Source organism: Enterobacter cloacae complex sp. S3 (assembly GCF_014930495.1).
Taxonomy (GTDB): Bacteria; Pseudomonadota; Gammaproteobacteria; order Enterobacterales; family Enterobacteriaceae; genus Enterobacter; species Enterobacter asburiae_B.
In genome coordinates, this window is sequence record NZ_JADBRD010000016.1 from 186650 (window position 1) to 210764 (window position 24115).

At 56.8% G+C, this 24115-nt stretch carries 21 protein-coding genes and 1 other RNA gene; 14 read left to right on the forward strand and 8 right to left on the reverse strand.

Annotation, left to right across the window (positions count from 1 at the left end):
- The first annotated feature begins 151 nt into the window (after positions 1 to 151).
- Both IM317_RS09545 and IM317_RS09550 read left to right on the forward strand, forming a co-directional pair.
- Entirely contained in the window at positions 152 to 1552 is a 1401-nt protein-coding gene (locus tag IM317_RS09545) for an MFS transporter (protein WP_033145293.1), read from the forward strand.
- Between the two features lie 3 nt (positions 1553 to 1555).
- Positions 1556 to 3931 (forward strand): glycoside hydrolase family 3 N-terminal domain-containing protein, encoded by a 2376-nt coding sequence (locus IM317_RS09550; RefSeq protein ID WP_033145294.1) that lies wholly within the window; start codon positions 1556 to 1558, stop codon positions 3929 to 3931.
- 5 nt (positions 3932 to 3936) lie between these two features.
- Here IM317_RS09550 and rprA read toward each other — a convergent pair.
- Positions 3937 to 4044, reverse strand: an RNA gene (gene rprA / locus IM317_RS09555) — antisense sRNA RprA.
- A 209-nt stretch (positions 4045 to 4253) separates the two neighbouring features.
- Positions 4254 to 5369 carry an AI-2E family transporter YdiK gene (gene ydiK / locus IM317_RS09560; protein ID WP_033145295.1) on the reverse strand — a complete coding sequence of 372 codons (1116 nt, stop codon included), beginning with the start codon at positions 5367 to 5369 and terminating at the stop codon, positions 4254 to 4256.
- A gap of 199 nt (positions 5370 to 5568) precedes the next feature.
- Here ydiK and IM317_RS09565 point away from each other — a divergent pair, with 199 nt between their 5' ends.
- From IM317_RS09565 to IM317_RS09575, 3 genes are all read left to right on the forward strand, one after another.
- A complete protein-coding gene (locus IM317_RS09565) occupies positions 5569 to 8625 on the forward strand; it encodes an FAD-binding and (Fe-S)-binding domain-containing protein (RefSeq protein WP_033145296.1) in 3057 nt (1018 codons plus the stop codon).
- Positions 8622 to 9032, forward strand: a complete 411-nt coding sequence (gene menI / locus IM317_RS09570) for a 1,4-dihydroxy-2-naphthoyl-CoA hydrolase (protein WP_023311321.1) — start codon at positions 8622 to 8624, stop codon at positions 9030 to 9032. Before IM317_RS09565 ends, menI begins: the two co-directional genes overlap by 4 nt.
- Positions 9033 to 9117: 85 nt before the next feature.
- The gene (locus IM317_RS09575) at positions 9118 to 9312 is read left to right on the forward strand and encodes a YdiH family protein (RefSeq protein WP_003857766.1); all 195 of its coding nucleotides are present in this window, start codon (positions 9118 to 9120) and stop codon (positions 9310 to 9312) included.
- An 88-nt stretch (positions 9313 to 9400) separates the two neighbouring features.
- Here IM317_RS09575 and fdhF read toward each other — a convergent pair whose 3' ends face one another.
- The 4 genes from fdhF to ycgZ form a co-directional block, all read right to left on the reverse strand.
- Positions 9401 to 11551: a formate dehydrogenase subunit alpha gene (gene fdhF / locus IM317_RS09580; protein ID WP_033145297.1), complete on the reverse strand. Its 2151-nt coding sequence runs from the start codon at positions 11549 to 11551 to the stop codon at positions 9401 to 9403.
- A gap of 191 nt (positions 11552 to 11742) precedes the next feature.
- A complete protein-coding gene (locus IM317_RS09585; RefSeq protein WP_033145298.1) occupies positions 11743 to 12021 on the reverse strand; it encodes a biofilm development regulator YmgB/AriR family protein in 279 nt (92 codons plus the stop codon).
- Positions 12022 to 12050: 29 nt separating this feature from the next.
- A complete protein-coding gene (locus tag IM317_RS09590; RefSeq protein ID WP_033145299.1) occupies positions 12051 to 12371 on the reverse strand; it encodes a hypothetical protein in 321 nt (106 codons plus the stop codon).
- A 4-nt stretch (positions 12372 to 12375) separates the two neighbouring features.
- Positions 12376 to 12615, reverse strand: a complete 240-nt coding sequence (gene ycgZ, locus IM317_RS09595; protein WP_029739771.1) for a regulatory protein YcgZ — start codon at positions 12613 to 12615, stop codon at positions 12376 to 12378.
- Positions 12616 to 12951: 336 nt separating this feature from the next.
- On the opposite strand from ycgZ, the gene IM317_RS09600 reads away from it, so the two are divergent.
- From IM317_RS09600 to IM317_RS09640, 9 genes are all read left to right on the forward strand, one after another.
- Positions 12952 to 14172 (forward strand): diguanylate phosphodiesterase, encoded by a 1221-nt coding sequence (locus IM317_RS09600; RefSeq protein WP_032657802.1) that lies wholly within the window; start codon positions 12952 to 12954, stop codon positions 14170 to 14172.
- A gap of 188 nt (positions 14173 to 14360) precedes the next feature.
- The gene (locus IM317_RS09605) at positions 14361 to 15089 is read left to right on the forward strand and encodes a MerR family transcriptional regulator (protein ID WP_033145300.1); all 729 of its coding nucleotides are present in this window, start codon (positions 14361 to 14363) and stop codon (positions 15087 to 15089) included.
- 313 nt (positions 15090 to 15402) lie between these two features.
- Complete coding sequence (sufA, locus tag IM317_RS09610; RefSeq protein WP_033145301.1) at positions 15403 to 15771, forward strand: Fe-S cluster assembly scaffold SufA; 369 nt, start codon at positions 15403 to 15405, stop codon at positions 15769 to 15771.
- A gap of 8 nt (positions 15772 to 15779) precedes the next feature.
- Positions 15780 to 17270: a Fe-S cluster assembly protein SufB gene (gene sufB, locus IM317_RS09615; protein ID WP_049015961.1), complete on the forward strand. Its 1491-nt coding sequence runs from the start codon at positions 15780 to 15782 to the stop codon at positions 17268 to 17270.
- Positions 17271 to 17279: 9 nt separating this feature from the next.
- Positions 17280 to 18026: a Fe-S cluster assembly ATPase SufC gene (gene sufC / locus IM317_RS09620; protein ID WP_033145303.1), complete on the forward strand. Its 747-nt coding sequence runs from the start codon at positions 17280 to 17282 to the stop codon at positions 18024 to 18026.
- On the forward strand, positions 18001 to 19272 hold the full coding sequence (gene sufD / locus IM317_RS09625) for a Fe-S cluster assembly protein SufD (protein WP_033145304.1): 1272 nt from the start codon (positions 18001 to 18003) through the stop codon (positions 19270 to 19272). The genes sufC and sufD overlap by 26 nt, the downstream gene beginning before the upstream one ends.
- On the forward strand, positions 19269 to 20489 hold the full coding sequence (gene sufS, locus IM317_RS09630; RefSeq protein WP_033145305.1) for a cysteine desulfurase SufS: 1221 nt from the start codon (positions 19269 to 19271) through the stop codon (positions 20487 to 20489). Before sufD ends, sufS begins: the two co-directional genes overlap by 4 nt.
- A gap of 14 nt (positions 20490 to 20503) precedes the next feature.
- The gene (gene sufE, locus IM317_RS09635) at positions 20504 to 20920 is read left to right on the forward strand and encodes a cysteine desulfuration protein SufE (RefSeq protein ID WP_033145306.1); all 417 of its coding nucleotides are present in this window, start codon (positions 20504 to 20506) and stop codon (positions 20918 to 20920) included.
- 97 nt (positions 20921 to 21017) lie between these two features.
- Positions 21018 to 22031, forward strand: coding sequence for a L,D-transpeptidase family protein (locus IM317_RS09640; protein WP_033145307.1), 1014 nt, complete (start codon positions 21018 to 21020; stop codon positions 22029 to 22031).
- Between the two features lie 60 nt (positions 22032 to 22091).
- Here the strand turns inward: IM317_RS09640 and lpp are convergent, their stop codons facing one another.
- Complete coding sequence (gene lpp, locus IM317_RS09645; protein WP_010430241.1) at positions 22092 to 22328, reverse strand: murein lipoprotein Lpp; 237 nt, start codon at positions 22326 to 22328, stop codon at positions 22092 to 22094.
- 309 nt (positions 22329 to 22637) lie between these two features.
- Entirely contained in the window at positions 22638 to 24059 is a 1422-nt protein-coding gene (gene pykF, locus IM317_RS09650; protein WP_029739779.1) for a pyruvate kinase PykF, read from the reverse strand.
- Positions 24060 to 24115: the final 56 nt, after the last annotated feature.

Below are 24115 nucleotides of genomic sequence, written 5' to 3' on the forward strand. Positions count from 1 at the left end.
GTAAAAAACCAAATATCATAATTTGTCTGTCAATTTAGACAATTGTTAGCGCGCAAACCGTTGCTAATACTTGAGCCTTACTGCGCATTTCCCTTAAGAAGATGCGCAACTGGTTGAAATACGTTTTAACCTGATAAAAAGGCAAATAACAATGACACTCTCCTCTGTATTGCGTACCAAAGATAAAATAGGTTATGGCTTAGGCGATATGGCCAGTGCGCTGGTCTGGCAAACGGCAACCTTATTTCTCGCTTATTTTTATACAGACGTATTTGGGCTGCCCGCCGCGATTATGGGCACCATGTTTTTAGTGGTGCGCGTGGTCGATGCGTTTGTCGATCCGTGCATTGGCGCACTGGTTGACCGCACCCGGACGCGTCACGGACGTTTCCGTCCCTGGCTGCTGTGGTTTGCTATCCCGTTTGGCGTGAGCTGCCTCATTACCTTCTATGTGCCGGACGTTGGGCCGACGGCAAAAATCGTTTACGCCTGCGTGACCTACGCGATTTTAAGTCTGATTTACTCCGCGATTAACGTGCCTTACTGCGCCATGCCCGGCGCGCTGACGCTGGACCCGCGCGAGCGTCATTCTCTGCAGTCGTGGCGCTTTGGCCTGTCGTTTATCGGCGGGCTGATCGTGACGGTTATTGCCCTGCCGCTGGTCTCACTGTTAGGCCAGGGCAACGTGCAGAAAGGCTATTTCTATGCCATGAGCCTGATGGGGCTGCTGGGAATTGTGCTGTTCTTCTGCTGTTTCCTGATGACCCGCGAGCGTTATTCTCCGCGCAATGATACCTCCGGCTCCATGCTCACCGATTTAAAACTGCTGGCCGGGAACAGCCAGTGGCGGATTGTGTTTCTGTTTAATATTTTGCTGTTAACGGCGGTGGTGACGCGCGGTTCCGCCACCATGTATTACGTGAACTATGTGCTGCTGCGCCCGGATCTGGTTTTTGCCTTTATTGTTTCCGGCATGGTGGCCTCCTTAAGCGGCGCATTATTATCTGAACGGCTGCTGGGGAAATTTGACCGCGTGCGCGCCTACCAGTGGACGATTATCTCCTTCGTTATCTTCGGCGCGCTGATTTTCTTCCTGCCACCTTCACAGGTGTGGCTAATCTTTGGCCTTAACATCGTCTTTAGCTTTATTCAAAACCTCACCACGCCGCTGCAGTGGACCATGTTCTCCGATGTGGTCGACTACGAAGAGCACCGCAGCGGTCGTCGTCTGGACGGGCTGGTCTTCTCCACCGCGCTGTTTGCCATCAAGTTTGGCCTGGCGCTGGGTGGGGCGGTCGTCGGCTGGGTGCTTGGCATGGTGGATTACGCCCCGGGCCAGGCAACCCAGGCGCCAGGCGTTCTCTCGACCATCAACGCGCTGTTCACCCTTATCCCTTGCGCGCTGTTCCTCTGCATGGTCGCGCTGCTTGCTATCTACAAACTCAACAGCCGGCTGGTGGATTCCATCGCCCGGGAGCTGGCCAGCAAGCGTGAAGTCAGACCCGAAGCGGGGCAGCTTCGCCCGGCAACCCCTTCCGCACTACAGGAGTAAAACATGACGACTATCTATAAGGACGCGGGACGTCCCGTGCACGAGCGCGTCGCCGATTTACTGGCGCGCATGACCCCGGAAGAGAAGTTCGCCCAGATGCACGCGTACTGGCTGATCCTCGATGAAAACGGTAACCACCGCGAGCGCAGCGATCTGAGTGACGAATTCGCCGGCGTGAGCGAGCAGGCTGCGCTCAGCGAACGGCTGAAGCTCGGCGTCGGGCAGATCACGCGGCCGCTGGGCACCCACATCGTTGACGCGAAGACCGGCGTGCGCGCGGCGAACCGCCTGCAGCGCATGATGATGGAAGAGACGCGGCTCGGCATCCCGGCGCTGTTCCATGAAGAGTGTCTGGTGGGGCTGCTGTGCAAAGACGCCACCCTGTTCCCGTCGTCATTGAACTACGGTTCGACCTGGGATCCGGAGCTGGTGCAGCGGGCGGCAGAGCAGATTGGCAAAGAGGCGCGCTCCGTCGGCTGCCAGCAGGGGCTGGCACCGGTGCTGGACGTATCCCGCGACGTGCGCTGGGGGCGAACGGAAGAGACCTTCGGGGAGGATCCCTGGCTGGTGGGCGTAATGGCGACCGCCTACGTGAAGGGCTTACAGGGCGATAAGCGCGATCTGCTGGCGACGCTCAAGCATTACGTGGGGCATTCGTTCAGCGAAGGAGCGCGCAACCATGCGCCGGTCCACCTGGGGTTCAGCGAGCTGAACGACACCTTCCTGCTGCCGTTCGAAATGGCGGTCAAGCTGGCAAACGCCGGTTCGGTGATGCCCGCGTACCACGATATTGATAACCAGCCGGGGCACAGCGACAGCTTCCTGTTGACCACCGTCCTGCGAGAGCAGTGGGGGTTCGACGGGATTATTGTCGCGGACTACGGCGGCGTAAGCCTGCTGCACCAGCACCATGGGATTTCCCACGATGCGGCCGAATCTGCTGCGCTGGCGTTCAACGCCGGGCTGGACGTTGAGCTGCCGAAAGACGACTGCGCGCGGCATCTGGCGGAAGCGGTAGAGCGCGGGCTGATCTCTATGGCGAAGGTCGACGAGATCGTGGCGCGTACGCTGACGGAAAAATTCCGCCTTGGCCTGTTTGAAAAGCCGTACGCGGATGAAAACGGTATCGATCTGCAAAACGATATGACCCGCCAGGCCGCGCGGGAGGTGGCGACGAAATCGATCACGCTGCTGGAAAACAACGGCATTTTACCGCTCGGGGGCAAACCCCGCGTGGCGGTAGTGGGGCCGACGGCAGACGATCCGCTGGCGTTACTCAGCGGCTACAGCTTCCCGGTGCATTTGATCATCAGCGATATGGTGGAAGAGACCTCGCAGGTCACGACCCCGCGCGCGGCGCTGGAGCAGTATCTCGGTGCATCGAACGTCCGCTATGCCAAAGGGTGCCACATCATCGAAAAACGGATGGCGGGCGCGCCGGTCTTCCCTGGCGACAGCGGCGGCAAACCGATGCAGCAGTCGCCCGTATCGCAAAGTACCGCCCCGATCCCCGAGGCCGTGAACGCCGCGCAGGAGAGTGACGTGGTGGTGGCCTGCGTGGGCGATCTCGCCGGGCTGTTCCAGAGCGGTACCGTGGGGGAAGGTTCCGATACCGATTCCCTGAACCTGCCGGGCGTGCAGCAACAGCTGCTGGAAGCGCTGGTCGCCACCGGTAAACCGGTGATTGTGGTGATGACCGGGGGGCGTCCATACAACCTGCAGGGTCTGGAAGATAAGGTCGCGGCGCTGATGATGGCCTGGGCGCCGGGGCAGGAAGGGGGCTGGGCGATTGCGGACGTGTTAACCGGGCGTGCGGAGCCGCAGGGTCGTCTGGTGGTGAGCGTACCGAAAAGCGCCGGTGCGATGCCGTATTACTACAATCACAAGCTCAAAAGCGGCGGCACGCCGTTTGCGTTCCATTTCGGCTCACGTTACCCGTTTGGCTTCGGCCTCGGCTGGACGACGTTTAGCTGGGGCGCTGTCCGCGTCGCTGAAAGCAGCGTACCGGTCGACGGTGAGGTGAGGCTGAGCGTGGATATCACCAATACCGGAGAGCGCAGCGGCAGCGAGGTGGTGCAGGTTTACGTCAGGGATAAGGTCGCCACGCAGGTGCGGCCGCTTCAGGAGCTGAAGGCCTTCCAGCGCGTCACGCTCTCGCCGGGAGAAACCGCCACGCTCACCTTCACGCTGCCGGTTGAGATGTTCAACTTCACCCGTCGCGACGGAAAACGCATCGTCGAGCCGGGCGAGTTTGAGCTGCAGGTTGGCGCATCGTCGGCGGATATCCGCGAGACGGTGATGGTCAATGCGACAGGGGAAACGCGGGTGTTGCCGGCTGAGTGGCGGATGCTCAGTACCTGTGAGGTTCAACGCGCGTAGTCAGAATAAAAAAAAGCCCATCGTGGGAGATGGGCAAAGACTACACACAGCAATTCGTTGTTTCACTCAGGGGATTTCCATGCTTATAAATCAAGGTGTTGATTTATAACCGTGTGCTAATAGTAGGCATTGTGTTATTTAGCGTCGATCGGATTCGTCTCAATAGTTAAAGAGACGTAAAGAATTCTTGAGGTTATTAGCAGACTTATTGCTGAAAAGGCGGGTCTGACCAGTGAGCAACGAATAAATACTTTAGCAGTGTTTAAGTATCATGCGGGAAAGTGTAGGCCGGGTGAGCGTTAACGCCACCCGGCAGCATACCTTAATGCGTGTTCTTCTCTTCCAGCTCTTCCAGTTCGCTCAAAATCACGTCCGGGTCAGTTCCCGGCGGCGGAATTTCATGCACCCAGGCAGAGAACAGACGCCAGGTGACGGCGAGCAGCACCGGGCCGATGAACAGGCCAATCATGCCAAAGGCAATCAATCCGCCAATGACCCCGGAGAGGATCAGGATCAGCGGCAGGTCTGCACCCATGCGAATGAGGATCGGACGAATCACGTTATCCATGGTGCCGACCACGCAGCTCCAGACCAGCAGCACTGTTCCCCACGTGGTATCGCCCGTCCAGTAGAGCCAGATAATGCTGGGAACCAGCACCAGCAGAGGTCCCAGTTGCGCAAGACAGGTCATCAGCATGACCACGGTGAACACGGTGGCGTACGGTACGCCGGAAATCGCCAGACCGATCCCGCCCAGCACCGCCTGCACCAGCGCGGTGACCACCACGCCCAGCGCAACCGCGCGCACGGCCTGCGCGGCCAGCAGCACCGCTGCGTCACCGCGTTTGCCCGCCAGGCGGGTGGCAAAGTGACGAACGCCTAAAGCCACCTGCTCGCCGCGCCAGTAGAGCAGGGCGCTGAAGAGCAGCATCAGGGTACAGTGCATCATAAAGCGGCCGATATGCGCCGCTTGCCCGACAAACCAGGTGGTGGTGGTGCCAATATACGGGCGGACTTTTGCCATCAGCGCGCTGCCGCCCATCTCCAGCAGGCTATGCCAGCCGCTGTAGAGTTTGGCGCCCACCAGCGGAATGCTGTTCAGCCAGGCGAGATCCGGCAGCGTCAGGTCGCCGCTGCTAATGGCGCGAATAACCGGGCCACTCGAATCCACCAGGCTATTTACCAGCAGGGCAATCGGAATGATAAACAGCAGGAACAGCAGGAGCGTCATGACCAGCACGGCGAGCCCGCGACGGCCGAACAGCAGCTTCTGCAAGCGCAGCAGCAAAGGCCACGTGGCCACGACAACGGTCGCTGCCCACGCAAAGCCGAGAATAAAGGGTTGAACAATCCACAGACACGCAATAATCATGAGGGCCAGAAACAGCACCGACAGCAAAATTTGCGCAACATCCCTGGGCTGGCGAAGATTGACCATAAATGAAACTTTCCTTAAAAGAACGCCAGTAAGACTGGCGGGAACGGAAAACCGCGTCTCTTTAATCATTAATGATCTCAGCGGTTTTTAACAGGCGAATTCTGCCTGTAATTCAGCAGAGATTATAAGAAAAAAATGTGATAAAACTTTTAAGATACACGCAAACGATTTCATACAACTCTAATTAGGGTCGACAGTCATGATCCCACAGATTTCTCAGGCACCTGGCGTCGTTCAGCTGGTGCTTAATTTTTTGCAGGCACTGGAGCAACAGGGTTTTACAGGTGATACCGCCACGAACTATGCCGACAGGCTGACGATGGCGACCGATAACAGTATCTACCAGCTTCTTCCCGATGCCGTGGTTTTCCCCCGTTCAACGGCCGACGTCGCGCTTATCGCCCGGCTGGCCACGCAGGAGCGGTTTGCCTCGCTGGTCTTCACGCCGCGCGGCGGCGGCACCGGAACCAACGGTCAGGCGCTGAACCAGGGCATCATTGTTGATATGTCGCGCTATATGAACCGCATCATTGAGATCAACCCGGAAGAGGGGTGGGTGCGGGTCGAAGCGGGCGTCATCAAAGATCAGCTTAATCAGTATCTCAAGCCGTACGGCTACTTTTTTGCCCCTGAGCTTTCCACCAGCAACCGCGCCACCCTTGGCGGGATGATTAACACGGATGCCTCCGGGCAGGGCTCGCTGGTCTACGGTAAAACTTCCGATCACGTGCTGGGCGTGCGTGCGGTGCTGCTGGGCGGCGACATCCTCGATACCCAGCCGATGCCGGTTGAACTGGCGGAAACGCTGGGCAAAGACAACACCGCCAGCGGACGCATCTATCGCACCGTGCTGGAACGCTGCCGCGACAACCGCCAGCTTATTCTCGATAAATTCCCCAAACTGAACCGCTTCCTGACCGGGTACGATCTGCGACACGTCTTTAACGATGACCTGACCCAGTTTGATTTAACCCGCGTGCTGACCGGCTCCGAAGGGACGCTGGCGTTTATTACCGAAGCGCGGCTGGATATCACCCGGTTGCCGAAAGTGCGCCGTCTGGTGAACGTCAAATATGACTCCTTCGACTCCGCGCTGCGCAATGCGCCGTTTATGGTGCAAGCGCAGGCGCTGTCGGTGGAGACCGTCGACTCTAAGGTGCTCAATCTTGCCCGGGAAGATATTGTCTGGCACTCCGTAAGCGACCTCATTACCGACGTGCCGGACAAAGAGATGCTCGGTCTTAATATCGTGGAATTTGCCGGCGATGATGCGGAGCTGATTGAGCGTCAGGTCACCACGCTCTGCCAGCGTCTGGACGAGCTGATTGCGCAGGGTGAAGGCGGCGTGATCGGCTGGCAGCTCTGTAACGATCTGGCCGGGATTGAGCGTATCTATGCGATGCGTAAAAAAGCCGTGGGCCTGCTCGGCAATGCGAAAGGGGCGGCGAAGCCCATTCCCTTTGCCGAAGATACCTGCGTGCCGCCCGAGCATCTGGCGGATTACATCGTGGAGTTTCGCGCCCTGCTGGACAGCCACGGCCTGAGCTATGGCATGTTCGGCCACGTCGACGCCGGGGTACTGCACGTGCGTCCGGCGCTGGACATGTGCGACCCGCAGCAGGAGATCCTGATGAAGCAGATCTCCGACGACGTGGTGGCCTTAACCGCCAAATACGGCGGCCTGCTGTGGGGGGAGCACGGGAAAGGGTTCCGCGCGGAGTACAGCCCGGCATTCTTCGGCGAACAGCTCTACGCGGAGTTGCGTAAGGTGAAAGCGGCTTTCGACCCGCATAACCGCCTTAACCCGGGTAAAATCTGCCCGCCTGAGGGTGTTGATGCCCCGATGCTGCAGGTGGATGCCGTCAAGCGCGGCACGTACGACAGGCAGATCCCTATTGCGGTGCGCTCGTCCTGGCGCGGCGCGATGGAGTGCAACGGCAATGGCCTGTGCTTTAACTTTGATGTGAAAAGCCCGATGTGCCCGTCGATGAAAATCACCAGCAACCGTATTCACTCGCCGAAAGGGCGGGCGACGCTTGTGCGCGAGTGGCTGCGTCTGCTGGCCGACCGCGGGGTGGATCCGCTCAAGCTGGAGCAGGAGCTGCCGGAAAAACGGGCCAGCCTGCGCTCGCTGATTGAGCGCACCCGCAACAGCTGGCATGCCAACAAGGGCGAGTATGATTTCTCCCACGAGGTGAAAGAGGCGATGTCCGGCTGTCTGGCCTGTAAAGCCTGCTCCACCCAGTGCCCGATTAAAATCGACGTGCCGGAATTCCGCTCGCGTTTCCTGCAGCTTTACCACACCCGATACCTCCGCCCGGTGCGCGACCATCTGGTGGCGACGGTGGAAAGCTACGCGCCGCTGATGGCGCGTGCGCCAAAGACCTTCAACTTCTTTATCAACCAGCCGCTGGTGCGCAAGCTCTCCGAAAAACACATCGGCATGGTCGATCTGCCGCTGCTGTCGGTCCCGTCTCTGCAGCGCCAGCTCGTCGGTCACCGTTCGGCGAACATGACCCTGGAACAGCTGGAGGCGCTCGCTCCGGAGCAAAAAGCCAGTATGGTGCTGGTGGTGCAGGATCCGTTCACTAGCTACTACGATGCGCAGGTCGTGGCCGATTTTGTCCGTCTGGCGGAGAAAGTGGGCTACCAGCCGGTTGTGCTGCCGTTCTCTCCCAACGGCAAGGCGCAGCACATTAAGGGTTTCCTGAACCGATTTGCGAAGACCGCGCAGAAAACGTCTGACTTCTTAAACCGCGTGGCGCAACTCGGGATACCGATGGTCGGTGTTGATCCGGCGCTGGTGCTTTGCTATCGCGATGAATACAAGCAGACGCTGGGCGATAAGCGCGGTGATTTCAACGTCATGCTGGTGCACGAGTGGCTTCCGGTGGCGCTGGCAGATAAAGCCGTTCAGGATGTCAGCGGTGAACCGTGGTATCTGTTCGGCCACTGCACGGAAGTGACCGCGCTGCCGGGTGCCCCCGCGCAGTGGGCGTCCGTTTTTGCCCGCTTTGGTGCGAAGCTGGAGAGCGTCAACGTAGGCTGCTGCGGGATGGCCGGAACCTACGGACACGAAGTGAAAAACCACGCCAACTCGCTCGGCATCTATGAGCTGTCCTGGCATCAGGCGATGCAGCGTTTGCCGCGAAACCGCTGTCTGGCGACGGGCTACTCCTGTCGCAGCCAGGTAAAACGGGTAGAAGGTAACGGTGTGCGTCACCCATTGCAGGCTTTACTGGAGATAATTGGATGATCTGGAAACGTGCCGTGACGCTGCAGGCGCTGAACGCCATGGGCGAGGGGAATATGGTGGGGCTGCTGGATATCCAGTTCATCCGCATTGGCGACGATGAGATTGAGGCCACCATGCCGGTCGATAGTCGCACCCACCAGCCGTTTGGTTTATTGCATGGCGGGGCCTCCGTCGTGCTGGCCGAAACGCTGGGCTCGGTGGCGGGCTATCTCTGTACCGAAGGGGAGCAGAAGGTTGTTGGACTCGAGGTGAATGCTAACCACATACGCTCGGTGCGCAGCGGGCGCGTGCGCGGTGTTTGCCGCGCGCTGCACGCCGGAAGCCGCCATCAGGTATGGCAGATAGATATTCTCGATGAGCAGGATCGCCTGTGCTGCTCGTCGCGGCTGACCACGGCGGTTGTGTAAAGTTTTCAGATGTTTTGCCTTTGGTCAAAAACTAGCCAGTCCGTTGTGATATACTGGTCAGGTTTTGTACATAAGCGAGGACATCATGGATACTGAAATAACCCCAACACAGCTGGCAATTGAATATTTACGTCGCGATAAGAGCAACCTGTCTCCGGCGCAGTACCTGAAAAAGCTGAAACAGCTTGAGCTGGAATTTACAGATTTGCTGGCGCTCTCTTCGAATGAACTGAAAGAAGAGATCTATTTTGCCTGGCGGTTGGGCGTTCACGTCCATTGAGTACATGAGAATAAAAGGGCCGCGAGTGCGGCCTTTTTTGTGTCTGCAATTCAGTATCGGGCGGCGGTGACGCCACCCGATATTTTCCTCAGACATTGACGGCGTTGATCAGCCGCGACTTCATGGACTGATACGCCGACGCCGCAAAATCCTCCGCCCAGCGCTGGTCCTCAATCGCCTCCAGCTGCACCGCGCAGTACTTCGTTTCCGGCGTTTTGGAGATGGGATCGAGATTATCCTGGGTCAGCTCGTTGCAGGCGCCAATCCACCACTGATAGGTCATGTAGACCGCCCCGGCGTTGATACGCTCGCTAATGCTGGCGCGGGTAATCACTTTGCCGCGACGCGAGCGCACCCAGACCAGCTGGCCCTCCGCGATGCCCAGCCTTTGCGCATCGGCTGGGTTCATTTGCACCCGGCCCGGCTCATCGGCCAGGCTTTGCAGCGCGGCGCAGTTCCCGGTCATCGAGCGGCAGGAGTAGTGCCCCACTTCACGCACCGTGCACAGCACCAGCGGGAAATCCGCGTCCGGGGTTTCCGCCGGCGCGCGCCACGGGGCGGCAAAGAGCTGCCCTTTACCGGTTGGGGTGTCGAACTGATTGTCTTTGTACAGGTACGGCGTTCCCGGATGATCCAGCGTCGGGCACGGCCACTGCACGTGGCCCATCTCGCCCATTTTTTCATACGTCACGCCGTAGAAGAGAGGGCACAGCTCGCGCATCTCGTCCCAGATCTGCTGGTTGGAGTCATAATGCATCGGGTAGCCCATCTCGGTGGCGAGCAGGCTGATAATCTCCCAGTCGCGCTTCACGTTGCCGCTGGCCTCAATGGCTTTGCCAAAACGCTGGAATCCGCGATCGGCACAGGTAAAGACGCCGCCGTGTTCACCCCAGGAGGTGGCAGGAAGCAGAACGTCCGCCACTTCTGCCGTTTTGGTCATAAAGATGTCCTGAACCACCACAAAGTCGAGCGCCTCAAAACCGCTGCGAACGAGACCGAGATCGGCTTCGGTCTGAAGCGGATCTTCCCCCATGATGTAGTAGGCCTTGACCTTGCCTTCCAGCGCCAGATGGGGCACCTCGGTAATGCGCGTCCCGACCCGATCGTCCATTTTAGTGGCGTCAATTCCCCAGGCATCGGCAAACTTCTGCCTGACCGCCGGATCGGTCACATCCTGATAGCCCGGGAACATATTCGGCAGAACGCCCATATCGCAGGCGCCCTGAACGTTGTTTTGCCCGCGCACGGGACCGACGCCGACGGCAGGGCGCCCGAGGTTGCCGGTCAGCAGCGCCAGGCTGGAAAGCCCTTTGACCACATCCACGGCCTGACCAAACTGGGTCACGCCCATCCCCCACATCACGGTGGCGGAAGGGGCCGCCGCGAAGGTACGCATCGCCTGGCGAACGTCGCGGGCGGGAATGCCGGTAAGATGCTCAACCTTCTCCGGCGCATAGTCTTTCACCGTCTGGCGGTAAGCCTCAAGCCCCTCGGTAAAGCGCGCCACGTAGCTTTTGTCGTAGAGCTCCTCTTCCAGCAGCACGAAGCCAAAGGCGTTCACCAGCGCCATATTGCTGCCGTTTTTCAGCTGCAGATGCTGGTCGGCGATGCGCGCCGTTTCAATGCGCCGCGGATCGCAGACGATGATTTTTGCGCCGTTTTCCCGCGCTTTCAGCACGCGCCGGGCGACGATAGGGTGGGAGTCCGCGCAGTTATAGCCAAACACCAGCAGGCATTTTGAGTTTTCAATATCGCTGATTGAGTTGCTCATCGCGCCGTTGCCGAGCGTTTCCTGTAAACCGGCCACGGAAGGGCCGTGACAGACGCGCGCGCAACAGTCCACGTTGTTGGTGTTCAGCACCGCGCGGGCAAATTTTTGCATCACATAGTTTGTTTCATTGCCGGTTCCGCGAGAGGATCCGGTGGTCATGATCGACCGCGGCCCGTGCTGCGCTTTAATGCTGCTGAGTTTGTGCGCGGTGTAGCGGATAGCCTCTTCCCAGGTGACGGGAGTGAATGCCTCGCCTTTGCGGTAGCGGATCATCGGCTGGGTCAGGCGCGGGGTGAGCAGACGGGTATCGTTGAGGAAGTCCCAGCCGTAAAAGCCTTTCAGACACAGGGTGCCCTGGTTTGTGACGCCTTCTGCGGCTTCGGCACGGATGATACGGTTATTTTCAACGACAAGGTTTAATTTACAGCCTGCACCGCAGTAGGGGCAGACGCTGGCGATCTTTTTCATCAATAACAGACCTGTTAAGAAATGAAGCAAAGTTGACTGGAAAATCCAGTCCCGTACACGGAGGTAAGCAGGAACCGTGCCAGGTTGGCTTTGCTGGTTTTACAGGGTGTTAAGCAGGGAAGGCGCGTGTCATCGTCAGGCTGTTCGTCAGTTTTGACGATGACACGAGAGCAGGATGAGGAGCCGTGAAATTACAGGTCGTCCATGGTGTAGCCCACGACAATTTCCAGCGTCTTGCGAATCACATCCGCCTGGACAACGTCACGGGTCGCTTCCAGCGTCTGAATGAGCCAGAGGATGATCGCTTTGTTGGACAGATGGCCTTCGGAGGCCAGAACACAGCGTACTGCAGTAGAAAAAATAGCGGACTCTTCAGCAAAACGATCGCCTGCATGACGGAAATATTCCGCCAGCGCACTGTCTAAAAAAGCAGAGTGGTATTCGGGTTGAAGCTGAATATTTTGTCTCATTTGTTCTCACCGTAGCTGTTAAATTGCAGTCAATGTATTTTTTTGGGGTCGGACGGTTTTCCACTTCCAAATAACGGCACTACATTGTCTCTGTTATCGTTGAGAGGTCCCTCTCTGTTCGTTCGTCCTTGCGCGGTTCTGCGACGTGTAAAGGCGATGCTGTTTGAGCCGATCTCGGCAATCACCACCGCAAGTGTCTCCCGCCGCCGGGGATCCTTTTCATGTTCTTTCATTACCCGCAGACGCTGCAGCAATCCTTCGGTTGTCACTGGCCCCCGCTCTTTCAGAAGAGAGAGAACGGCTTCACCGATAAGCGTGTCGATCAGTCGGTCTGCGTCACTGCTATTCATCACGTTACCGTTCGAAGAGCAGACCAAGCAGCATGTGGTAGTGCTCTTCCTCTTCCGGACCATCGGCCCTTTCGAGGCGGCTGAGCAGTTTGGTACAGAGCGATTTGCGATTCAGGTTTCGCCCGTCGCTGAGGATTTCGACAACCACCTGGCCCAGCGTCTCCTGCTGAGTAGGAAGCGCCGCCTTTTCGAAGTACTGTGCGATCGCTGCTGCGGAATCTGTGGCGTAACCTTTCTGCTGCATGTTTCGCTCCTGTAAAATTTTGTAATCACTAACGTTACAATTAAGGTATACACAATTCTTAAATCTGTACACTTAAAATGTACAGATTTTTAATATTTTTATGATATATTTTATAAATTGCTTTATTTTCAGATGGTTAATTAGTTGGTATGAACCGGTAATGTTACAGGATATATTGTACAAAAAGGTCTGACACTGGTAAGTTGTACAGCGCAGAAAAATGTTTCATTAACTGCCGTAAATGATTGAGATGTAAATTATTTGTCAGGCAATGAATGTGCTATAAATGATACTTATCCACCTTTTTGTGGCCAAAACCCTAACCCCAGGAATCGCATGCTCACAACCATCATTTACCGCAGCCATATCTGCGAGGACGTTCCAGTGAAAGCGCTGGAAGCCATGGTCGCTGCAGCAAATAGTAAAAACCGGCAATCCAACGTCACGGGGATCCTGCTGTTTAACGGCACACATTTTTTTCAGCTGCTTGAAGGGCCAGTGGAACACGTCTCTGCTATCTATGAGCAGATCTGCAACGACCCGCGCCACCATAACGTGGTGGAGCTGATGCGCGATCACGGACCTGTCCGGCGTTTTGGCAACGTGGGCATGGAGCTTTTTGATTTGCGCCACTTCGACAGGGACGAAGTGCTGCAGCAGGTGCTCAACAGGGGGACGACACGCTATCAGCTGACGTATAATGACCGCCCGCTGCAGTTTTTCCGCACCTTTGTCGAGGCCACGGAAAAAGCGAACTATTTTGAACTGCCGCCTGCGGATTCCTGGGAGTTCGTTCGCGAAGAAACGCGCCTGTCCGCGCAGCCCGAAGTGGTCGCGAAAGGGGCGGATTGCAGCTTTGCGTTCCAGCCGATAGTCGATCCGTTTATGCAGCAGGTCGTCTCCTGGGAGGCGCTTCTCCGCACGCCTGACGGCGGCGCACCGGGAGATTACTTTGCTAATCTGCCGCGTGACGAGGTGTACGCCTCTGATTTACACAGCAAGCAGGTGGCGCTCTCCATGGCCAGCGCGCTGGGGCTCCAGGACCAGACGTTATCCCTCAACCTGCGGCCCATGACGCTGGTCAACATTCCCAACGCCGTGGATTTCCTGCTCACCGCGATTGAAGCCAATGGGTTTGTACCCGAGCAAATTGTGGTGGAGTTCACCGAGAGCGAAGCCATTTCCCGTTTTGATGAATTCACGGATTCGGTCAGGCAGTTAAAAAGCGCGGGTATCAGCGTGACGATCGATCACTTTGGCGCCGGTTTTGCCGGGCTGCAGCTGCTGGCGCAGTTCCAGCCGGACAGAATTAAGATTAATCGCGATCTGGTCGCGAACGTGCATAAAAGTGGCCCCCGACAGGCCATTATTCAGGCGATTATTAAATGCTGCTCCTCGCTTGAGATCCAGTTCTGCGCGGTAGGAGTAGAGAAGGCTGAAGAGTGGATGTGGCTGGAATCCGCCGGGATTTCCCAGTTCCAGGGACATCTTTTTGCCAGCCCGCGACACGGCGGTATTCCCGCGATTGCGTGGCCGGAGAAAAAGTTCGATTTCTGATAAAGCTGTACACCTTACGGCAGAGTTAACTGTACGAATGGTAATTTTTATACAACAATGTATTAACAGGTGAAGGGAGGAGTAGCCCATTCACCTGAGCAAAATGCGGTCTTAGTTATACAAATGGTGTGTACAATCTGATAAGGTTGGTGCAGTTAGGTATGGAAGTTCTGAGCGTGAGGGAGTTAATGGCCTATTACAGTATCGGCGAAGTGGCCGAACGATGCGGTATCAACCCCGTTACGCTGCGTGCCTGGCAGCGCCGTTATGGATTGTTGAAGCCGCAGCGCAGCGAAGGGGGTCATCGTCAGTTTGACGATGAAGATATCCTCCGCATAGAAGAGATCAAGCGCCTGATGAAAAGCGGCGTCTCGGTCGGAAAAGTCAAAGCCTTGCTGGAAAACAAAGAAGTATTGACTCAGGGCAACTGGGTCTCGTTCCAGGAAGAGATGATGACCGTTCTGCGTTACGCCAGCCCGGCAAAGCTGCGCGCCAAAATGGGCGAATTCCGCCGCGATCACGCGATAGATGCGCTGATTGACAATATTATTTCTCCCGTTCGTCAGCGCATGAATCAGGATCAAAACACCGTGCGTCACATGGCGAGCCTGTTTGACGGCGTCCTGATCGAATTCGCGATTGCAAGCCTGGCGGAATCCCGCAAAAAAGCCGGTAAAGACGCGCTTCTGATTGGCTGGGAATGCGATGACCGCACCCACCTGTGGCTGGAAGCCGCGCGCTTATCGCAGAAGGGCTGGCACATTGACGTCCTGGCGGAACCTATTGATTCGCCGCGTCCTGAACTGTTCCCTGGGCAAAAAATCTTCGTCTGGACGGGGAAATCCCCAACGCCTCGCCAGCAGGAACAGCTCGACCACTGGCGTGAACAGGGGTTTGCTGTCTCATTTCATCACTGATTAACAGAGGCCTTGAGGGCCTTTTTTTGTTTTTGTCATTTTCTGAGCAAAAGCTATCTCAAAAATAGGCATTTCCGATGCATATTTTACTTTTCTCTTCCCTGTCATAAATGCCGCGACGAAATGCATTATTAATCAATGCATTGAACAAATACATCCATCCTGACTGCATCCTCTCACAGGGTCTATGCTTAATAAAAGTAGGCAAAAAGGGCGGTTTAGCCGAATGCCCCTGCTGACAGAGGGTTGAAGTGATAATCGTTATCACTAACATGGTGTTATGCCCTGATGGCTTATCAGATGAGGTGGACCTATGGAACTGCATTCAGAAACCTTTAATCCTGCCGATTTTGCCTGGCGCGGCTTAACGCTCACGCCAGCGGCGGCGGCACATATTCACGATCTGGTGGCGAAAAAGCCCGAGATCCTTGGCGTGCGTTTAGGCGTCAAACAGACCGGCTGCGCGGGTTTCGGCTACGTGCTCGATACCGTCACCGAACCCGAGAAAGATGACCTGGTGTTCGAGACTGACGGCGCGAAGCTGTACGTCGCGCTGCAGGCCATGCCGTTTATTGACGGCACCGAAGTGGACTACGTCCGCGAAGGCTTAAACCAGTTATTCAAATTTCATAACCCGAAAGCCCAGAACGAATGCGGCTGCGGCGAAAGCTTTGGGGTATAGGCGGTACTATGTCTCGTAATACTGAAGCAACGAGTGAAGTAAATACCTGGGGCGGTGGGCACCTCAACTATAAAGAGGGGTTCTTCACCCAGTTGCAGACCGATGAGCTGGCGAAAGGCATCAACGAAGATGTCGTGCGGGCGATCTCAGCGAAACGCAACGAGCCCGGGTGGATGCTGGAGTTCCGCCTGAGCGCCTTCCGCGCCTGGCTGGAGATGGAAGAACCGCACTGGCTGAAAGCGCACTACGACAAGCTGAACTATCAGGATTACAGCTACTATTCTGCGCCCTCCTGTGGCAGCTGTGACGATACCTGCGCCTCGCAGCCCGGCGCGGTGCAGCAAACCGGTGCGGAGAACAGTTTCCTCAGCAAAGAGGTGGAAGAAGCCTTTAACCAGCTTGGCGTGCCCGTGCGTGAGGGGAAAGAGGTGGCGGTGGACGCCATTTTCGACTCCGTCTCGGTGGCAACCACCTACCGCGAGAAGCTGGCAGAGCAGGGGATCATTTTCTGCTCCTTCGGCGAAGCGATTCACGATCATCCGGAACTGGTGAAAAAATACATTGGGACCGTGGTGCCTTCTAACGACAACTTCTTTGCGGCGCTCAACGCGGCGGTAGCCTCTGACGGCACCTTTATCTATGTGCCGAAAGGCGTGCGCTGCCCGATGGAGCTGTCCACCTATTTCCGCATCAATGCCGAAAAAACCGGCCAGTTCGAACGCACGATTCTGGTTGCGGATGAAGGCAGCTACGTCAGCTATATCGAAGGGTGCTCCGCCCCGGTCCGCGACAGCTACCAGCTGCACGCGGCGGTGGTGGAGGTCATCATCCACAAAGACGCCGAGGTGAAATACTCCACGGTGCAAAATTGGTTCCCGGGCGACGGCAATACCGGCGGTATCCTGAACTTCGTCACCAAGCGCGCGCTGTGCGAAGGCGAAAACAGCAAGATGTCGTGGACCCAGTCTGAAACCGGCTCTGCCATCACCTGGAAATACCCGAGCTGCATTCTGCGCGGGGATAACTCCATCGGTGAGTTTTACTCGGTGGCGCTGACCAGCGGCCATCAGCAGGCCGATACCGGCACCAAGATGATCCACATTGGTAAAAACACCAAATCAACCATCATCTCGAAAGGGATCTCTGCCGGGCATAGCCAGAACAGCTATCGCGGGCTGGTGAAAATCATGCCGACGGCCACCAATGCGAGAAACTTTACCCAGTGTGACTCGATGCTGATTGGCGCTGACTGCGGGGCGCATACCTTCCCGTACGTCGAGTGCCGTAACAACACGGCCCAGCTTGAGCACGAGGCGACGACGTCGCGGATTGGGGAAGATCAGCTCTTCTACTGCCTGCAGCGCGGGATCAGCGAAGAAGACGCCATCTCGATGATCGTTAACGGCTTCTGTAAGGACGTGTTCTCTGAACTGCCGCTGGAATTTGCCGTTGAAGCCCAGAAACTCCTCGCCATTAGTCTTGAACACAGCGTCGGTTAAGGAAAGCACATGTTAAGCATTAAAGATTTACAGGTTAGCGTAGAAGACAAAGCCATCCTGCGTGGCCTCAATTTTGACGTCAGGCCGGGCGAAGTTCACGCCATCATGGGGCCGAACGGCTCCGGGAAAAGTACGCTTTCTGCGACGCTGGCGGGGCGCGAAGATTATGAGGTAACCCACGGCTCGGTGGAGTTTAACGGCAAAGATCTGCTTGAGATGTCGCCGGAAGACCGCGCGGGAGAAGGCATCTTCATGGCCTTCCAGTACCCGGTCGAAATTCCGGGCGTCAGCAACCAATTCTTCCTGCAGACGGCGCTGAATGCGGTGCGCAAGTATCGCGGCCTGGAGGCGCTGGACCGCTTTGACTTCCAGGACCTGATGGAAGAGAAGATCAAGCTGCTGAAAATGCCGGAAGATCTGCTGACCCGTTCGGTGAACGTTGGCTTTTCCGGCGGCGAGAAAAAGCGTAACGACATTCTGCAGATGGCGGTGCTGGAGCCCGAGCTGTGCATTCTGGATGAGACCGACTCCGGTCTGGATATCGACGCCCTGAAGATTGTCGCTGACGGCGTGAATTCCCTGCGCGACGGCAAGCGTTCGTTCATTATCGTCACCCACTACCAGCGCATTCTGGACTACATCAAGCCGGATTACGTTCACGTGCTTTACCAGGGGCGTATTGTGAAATCCGGTGATTTCACGCTGGTTAAACAACTGGAGGAGCAGGGCTATGGCTGGCTTACCGAACAGCAGTAATGCGCTCCAGCAGTGGCACCGGCTGTTTGAAGCCCAGGGCGGCACGCGCTCTGAGCAGGCGCAGCAGCATCTGCAGCAGATGCTGCGTCTCGGCCTGCCGACGCGTAAGCATGAGAACTGGAAATACACCCCGCTTGATGGCCTGCTGAACGCCGAGTTTGTGACCCGCCTGGCGGATCTCACCCCGGCGCAGCGTGACGCGCTGGCCGTAAACGTGGACGCCGTGCGCCTGGTGTTTGTCGACGGTGAGTTCCGTCCGGAGCTGAGCGACGCCCTTCAGGGGAGCGGATTTGAGATTGAGATAAACGACGATCGCCAGCCCCTGAGCGCCCCGGTTCAGCCTGAGGTTTTCCTGCACCTGACCGAGAGCCTGGCCCGCAGCGTGACGCATATCCGCGTGAAGCGTAACCAGCGTCCGGCAAAACCGCTGCTGCTGATGCACATCACCCAGGGTCTGGACGGCGACGAAATCAACACCGCGCACTATCGCCACCATCTTGAGCTGGCGGAGGGAGCGGAGGCCACGGTAATCGAACATTACGTCAGCCTTAACGATATCCGGCACTTTACCGGATCGCGTCTGACGATGAACGTTGCCGCCAATGCCCAGCTTCACCACGTCAAGCTGGCGTTTGAAAATGCGCAGAGCCACCACTTTGCTCATAACGACATTGTGCTGGGTCAGGATGCCGCAGCGTACAGCCACAGCTTCCTGCTCGGCGGGTCGGTATTGCGCCACAACACCAGCACGCAGCTTAACGGTGAAAACACCACGCTGCGCATCAACAGCCTGGCGATGCCGGTTAAATCTGAAGTGTGCGACACGCGCACCTGGCTTGAGCACAACAAAGGCTACTGCAACAGCCGCCAGCTGCATAAAACTATCGTGAGTGATAAAGGGCGCGCGGTGTTTAACGGACTGATCAACGTGGCACAGCACGCCATTAAAACGGACGGGCAGATGACCAACAACAATCTGCTGTTAGGTCGCCTGGCGGAGGTGGACACCAAACCGCAGCTGGAGATCTACGCCGACGACGTGAAGTGCAGCCACGGTGCGACGGTCGGGCGCATCGACGACGAGCAGATGTTCTACCTGCGTTCCCGCGGTATCGACCAGCAGGCGGCGCAGAAAATGATTATCTATGCGTTTGCCGCCGAACTGACGGAGGCGCTGAACGATGGTCAGTTGAAACAGCAGGTGCTGGCGCGTATCGGTCAGCGTCTGCCTGGAGGCGAAGCATGAGTTTTCCCGTCGAGAAAGTACGGGCAGATTTTCCGGTTCTGACCCGTGAAGTAAACGGTCTTCCTCTGGCCTATCTGGACAGCGCGGCCAGCGCGCAGAAGCCTAACCCGGTAGTGGATGCGGAAGCCGAGTTTTATCGCCACGGCTACGCCGCCGTGCATCGCGGTATTCATACCCTGAGCGCCGAGGCGACCCAGCGTATGGAAAACGTGCGCACGCAAATTGCCGCCTTCCTCAATGCGAAATCGCCCGAGGAGCTGGTCTTCGTGCGCGGAACCACCGAAGGGATCAACCTAGTCGCTAACAGCTGGGGCAACGCGCAGGTCCACGCGGGGGATAACATCATCATCACCCAGATGGAGCACCACGCCAATATCGTGCCGTGGCAGATGCTCTGTGAGCGCGTTGGCGCGCAGCTGCGGGTCATTCCGCTTAACCTTGACGGGACGCTGCAGCTTGAGCAGCTCGACGCACTGCTGGATGATAAAACGCGGCTGGTGGCGGTCACCCAGGTCTCTAACGTGCTCGGGACGGAAAACCCGGTGGCAGAGATTATCGAAAAAGCCCACCAGGCCAGCGCGAAGGTGCTGATTGACGGCGCTCAGGCGGTGATGCACCACGCGGTTGACGTTCAGGCGCTGGACTGTGATTTCTACGTCTTTTCAGGCCACAAGCTCTATGGGCCGACCGGGATTGGCGTACTGTACGTGAAAGAAGATATCCTGCAGGCGATGCCGCCGTGGGAAGGGGGCGGATCGATGATCGCCACCGTTAGCCTGACGGAAGGCACCACCTATGCGCGCGCGCCGTGGCGTTTTGAGGCGGGCACGCCCAATACCGGCGGGATTATCGGGCTGGGGGCGGCGGTCTCCTACGTCTCCGCAATCGGCCTTCAGAGCATTCAGGAGTACGAACAGCTGCTGATGCACTATGCGCTTGCCGAGCTTGCCAGCGTGCCGGATCTGACCCTCTACGGGCCTGCCGACCGGCAAGGGGTGATCGCGTTCAATCTCGGGCAACATCACGCCTATGACGTGGGCAGTTTCCTCGATAACTACGGCGTGGCGGTCCGTACCGGGCACCACTGCGCCATGCCGCTGATGGCGTTTTACCAGGTGCCGGCAATGTGCCGCGCGTCGCTGGTGATGTACAACACAACGGAAGAGGTCGACAGGCTGGTGGCGGGGCTTAAGCGCATTCACCAGCTGCTGGGCTAACGGAGAGGCGAAAGATGGCAGAACTGCCGGACAGAGACAAATTGCTGCGCAACTTTGGGCGTTGCGCAAACTGGGAAGAGAAGTACCTGTATATCATCGAGCTGGGGCAGCGTCTGCCGCCGCTCGGTGAAGAGGCGCATAACCCGGAAAATATTATTCAGGGCTGTCAGAGCCAGGTGTGGATTGTGATGGAGCAGTCTGACGACGGCACGATAGCACTGCACGGCGACAGCGATGCGGCCATTGTAAAAGGGCTTATTGCGATCGTCTTTATTCTTTACCACCGGATGTCGGCGCAGGATATTGTCGCGTTCGATGTCCGCCCGTGGTTTGAAAAAATGGCCCTGACCCAACACCTCACCCCGTCTCGTTCCCAGGGACTCGAAGCGATGATTCGCGCGATTCGCGCCAAAGCTGCAATCCTTAGCTAGACTTACAGAACAGCATTCATTCTGTTTCGCGAGGTGGTTCCCGCCTCGCTGGTTTTTCAGCTTTCTGGCGTCCTGCCAGTGAATAAGGAATCTCAGCATGAAGCGCGCGTCTCTCATAACTCTATTACTCCTCAGTTCGCTCGGCGCACTTAATTCGGCCCGCGCGATGGACTATCCGTTGCCGCCCGCAGGCAGTCGCCTGATTGGGCAAAATCAAACCTACACGATACAGGAAGGGGATAATAAGCTGCAGACCATCGCCCGCCGGTTTAATACCGCGGCGCAGGTGATTCTGGAAACGAACAATACCATTGCGCCAGTCAACCCGGCGCCGGGAACCGTCATTACCATCCCGTCGCAGATGCTGCTGCCGGACACGCCGCGCGAGGGGATTGTGGTGAACCTCGCTGAGCTGCGGCTCTACTACTTCCCGCCGGGAGAAAACATCGTTCAGGTCTTCCCGCTCGGCATCGGACAGCTGGGGCTGGAAACACCGGTCACGACCACGCGCGTAAGCCAGAAAATCCCGAATCCCACCTGGACGCCCACGCCGGGCATCAGAGCACGCTCTCTTGAGCAGGGAATTAAATTACCGCCGGTGGTACCTGCCGGGCCAAATAACCCGCTGGGACGCTTCGCACTGCGTTTAGGCGTCGGCAACGGGGAATATCTCATCCACGGCACCAGCGCGCCGGACAGCGTTGGCCTGCGCGTCAGCTCCGGCTGTATGCGGATGAACGCCCCGGACATTAAAGCCCTGTTCGAACAGGTGCGGGTTGGCACGCGGGTACAGATTATCAATGAACCCGTGAAGTTCTCCGTGGAGCCGGATGGCAAACGCTATATTGAAGTCCATCGCCCGCTGGCGCAGGCTGAGGGAGAAAACCCGCAGGTCTCGCCCATTACCCATTCCGCAGACTTTGCGACCTTTGTTTCTCAGGCGGGAAGCGATAAGGCTCTGATTGAGAAAGCTCTGTCACGCCGCGCCGGGATCCCGGTTATCGTGTCGTCAGGGAGCGGCCCGTCGGCCAGCAATAGCGTGTTGTCGGTGCAGAACAGTCGGGTGTCCGCTGCGGTAGCGGAAGATGAAGGGGAGAAGGTGACGCAGTAGCCGTTTGACGCAGGCAAAAAAAATGGCGCACAATGTGCGCCATTTTATTAACAGGTACTATTACTTACGGTATTTAGTAGCCTGGTTGTCCAGACGCTGGTTAGCGCGAGCTGCGTCGTCTTTAGCAGCCTGAACGTCGGAACGGATTGCGTTCACGTCGTTGCTCAGCTGGTCAACTTTAGCGTTCAGAGTCTGAACGTCAGAAGACAGCTGATCGATTTTAGCGTTGCTGGAGCAACCAGCCAGCAGAGTAGAACCCAGGATTACCGCGCCCAGTACCAGTTTAGTACGATTCATTATTAATACCCTCTAGATTGAGTTAATCTCCATGTAGCGTTACAAGTATTACACAAAGTTTTTTGGGTTGAGAATATTTTTTTGATGGGAATACACCTATTTTTGATCGTTCGCTCAAAGAAGCATCGAATCGGCCCTTTTTGAGCAAAAATCTATGTAAAAAAAGGCATTTATCATCGGATTCATCTTAGATAATTCGCAATTAAATAGAAAAACCCGATTTGCAATTTGAATGACTTTAGCTAATGCCAGGAATAAAAAAAGCGCCCGGAGGGCGCTTTTTATCAAAATTAATTCGTTCGGGAATTATTACAGCACGTGAACAGATGCGGTATTGGTGGTTCCGCTTGGTACCAGCGCGCCAGAAACCATGACCACAACGTCACCTTTCTGTGCCAGACCACGATCAACCAGCTCCAGAGCCACTTCTTTACCCAGACGGTAGAAATCATCCGTAGACGCGATCTCTTTCACCAGGTGAGGGATCACGCCTTTGCTCAGCACCAGCTGACGAGCCGTGGTTTCGTTGGTGGTCAGTGCCAGGATAGTCGCATCCGGGAAGTATTTACGCACCGCGCGAGCTGATTTACCGCCCTGGGTGGCAACCACGATCAGCGGCGCTTCCAGCTTCTCAGCCGTTTCTACTGCACCGCGGCATACCGCTTCGGTGATGCGCAGCTTGCGGCTGTCGTTGTTGTAGTCCAGACGGCTTTTCATTACGCGGTCGGTACGTTCGCAGATGGTGGCCATGATGGACACAGCTTCCAGCGGATATTTACCTTTTGCGGATTCGCCAGACAGCATAACGGCATCAGTACCGTCGAGGATGGCGTTAGCCACGTCGCCTGCTTCTGCGCGGGTTGGGCGTGGGTTTTTGATCATGGAGTCCAGCATCTGCGTTGCGGTGATAACCACTTTGCGCGCGCGAACGCATTTCTCGATCATCATCTTCTGCGCGAAGATCACTTCTTCAACCGGGATTTCTACGCCCAGGTCGCCACGTGCAACCATGATGCCGTCAGACGCTTCGAGGATTTCGTCGAAGTTGTTCAGGCCTTCCTGGTTTTCAATTTTGGAGATGATCTGGATCTTCTCGCCGCCGTGCGCTTTCAGGTGCTCACGAATTTCAACTACGTCAGAACGCTTACGGATGAAGGAGGCCGCAACAAAGTCAACGCCTTGTTCGCAACCGAAGATCAGGTCCTGTTTGTCTTTTTCGGCCAGTGCTGGCAGTGCGATAGAGACGCCCGGCAGGTTAACGCCTTTGTTTTCGCCCAGGTCGCCGTTGTTCAGCACTTTACAGATAACCTTGTTGCCTTCGATGGCGGTCACTTCCATACCGATCAGACCATCGTCTACCAGCACGGTGTTACCGACGGACAGGTCGTTGGTGAAGCCTTCGTAGGTCACTGCAACGATTTCGCTGTTGCCAACAACGGATTTGTCGGTGGTGAAGGTGAAGGTCTGGCCCGCTTTCAGAGAGACGTCGTTACCGCCTTCCAGTTTGATGGTGCGGATTTCTGGACCTTTGGTATCCAGCAGGATCGCAGCTTTTTTACCGGTCTTGCTCATTACGTTGCGCAAGTTCTGGATACGCTGACCGTGTTCTGCGTAATCACCGTGGGAGAAGTTCAGACGCATCACGTTCATGCCGGCGTCCAGCATTTTGGTCAGCATCTCTTCAGATTCGGTTTTCGGGCCGATAGTACAAACAATTTTCGTCTTTTTCATGACAGTCTTAGTCTTTAAGTTGGGAAGGATATGGAAATCTCGCTCCGGGGGCGCAC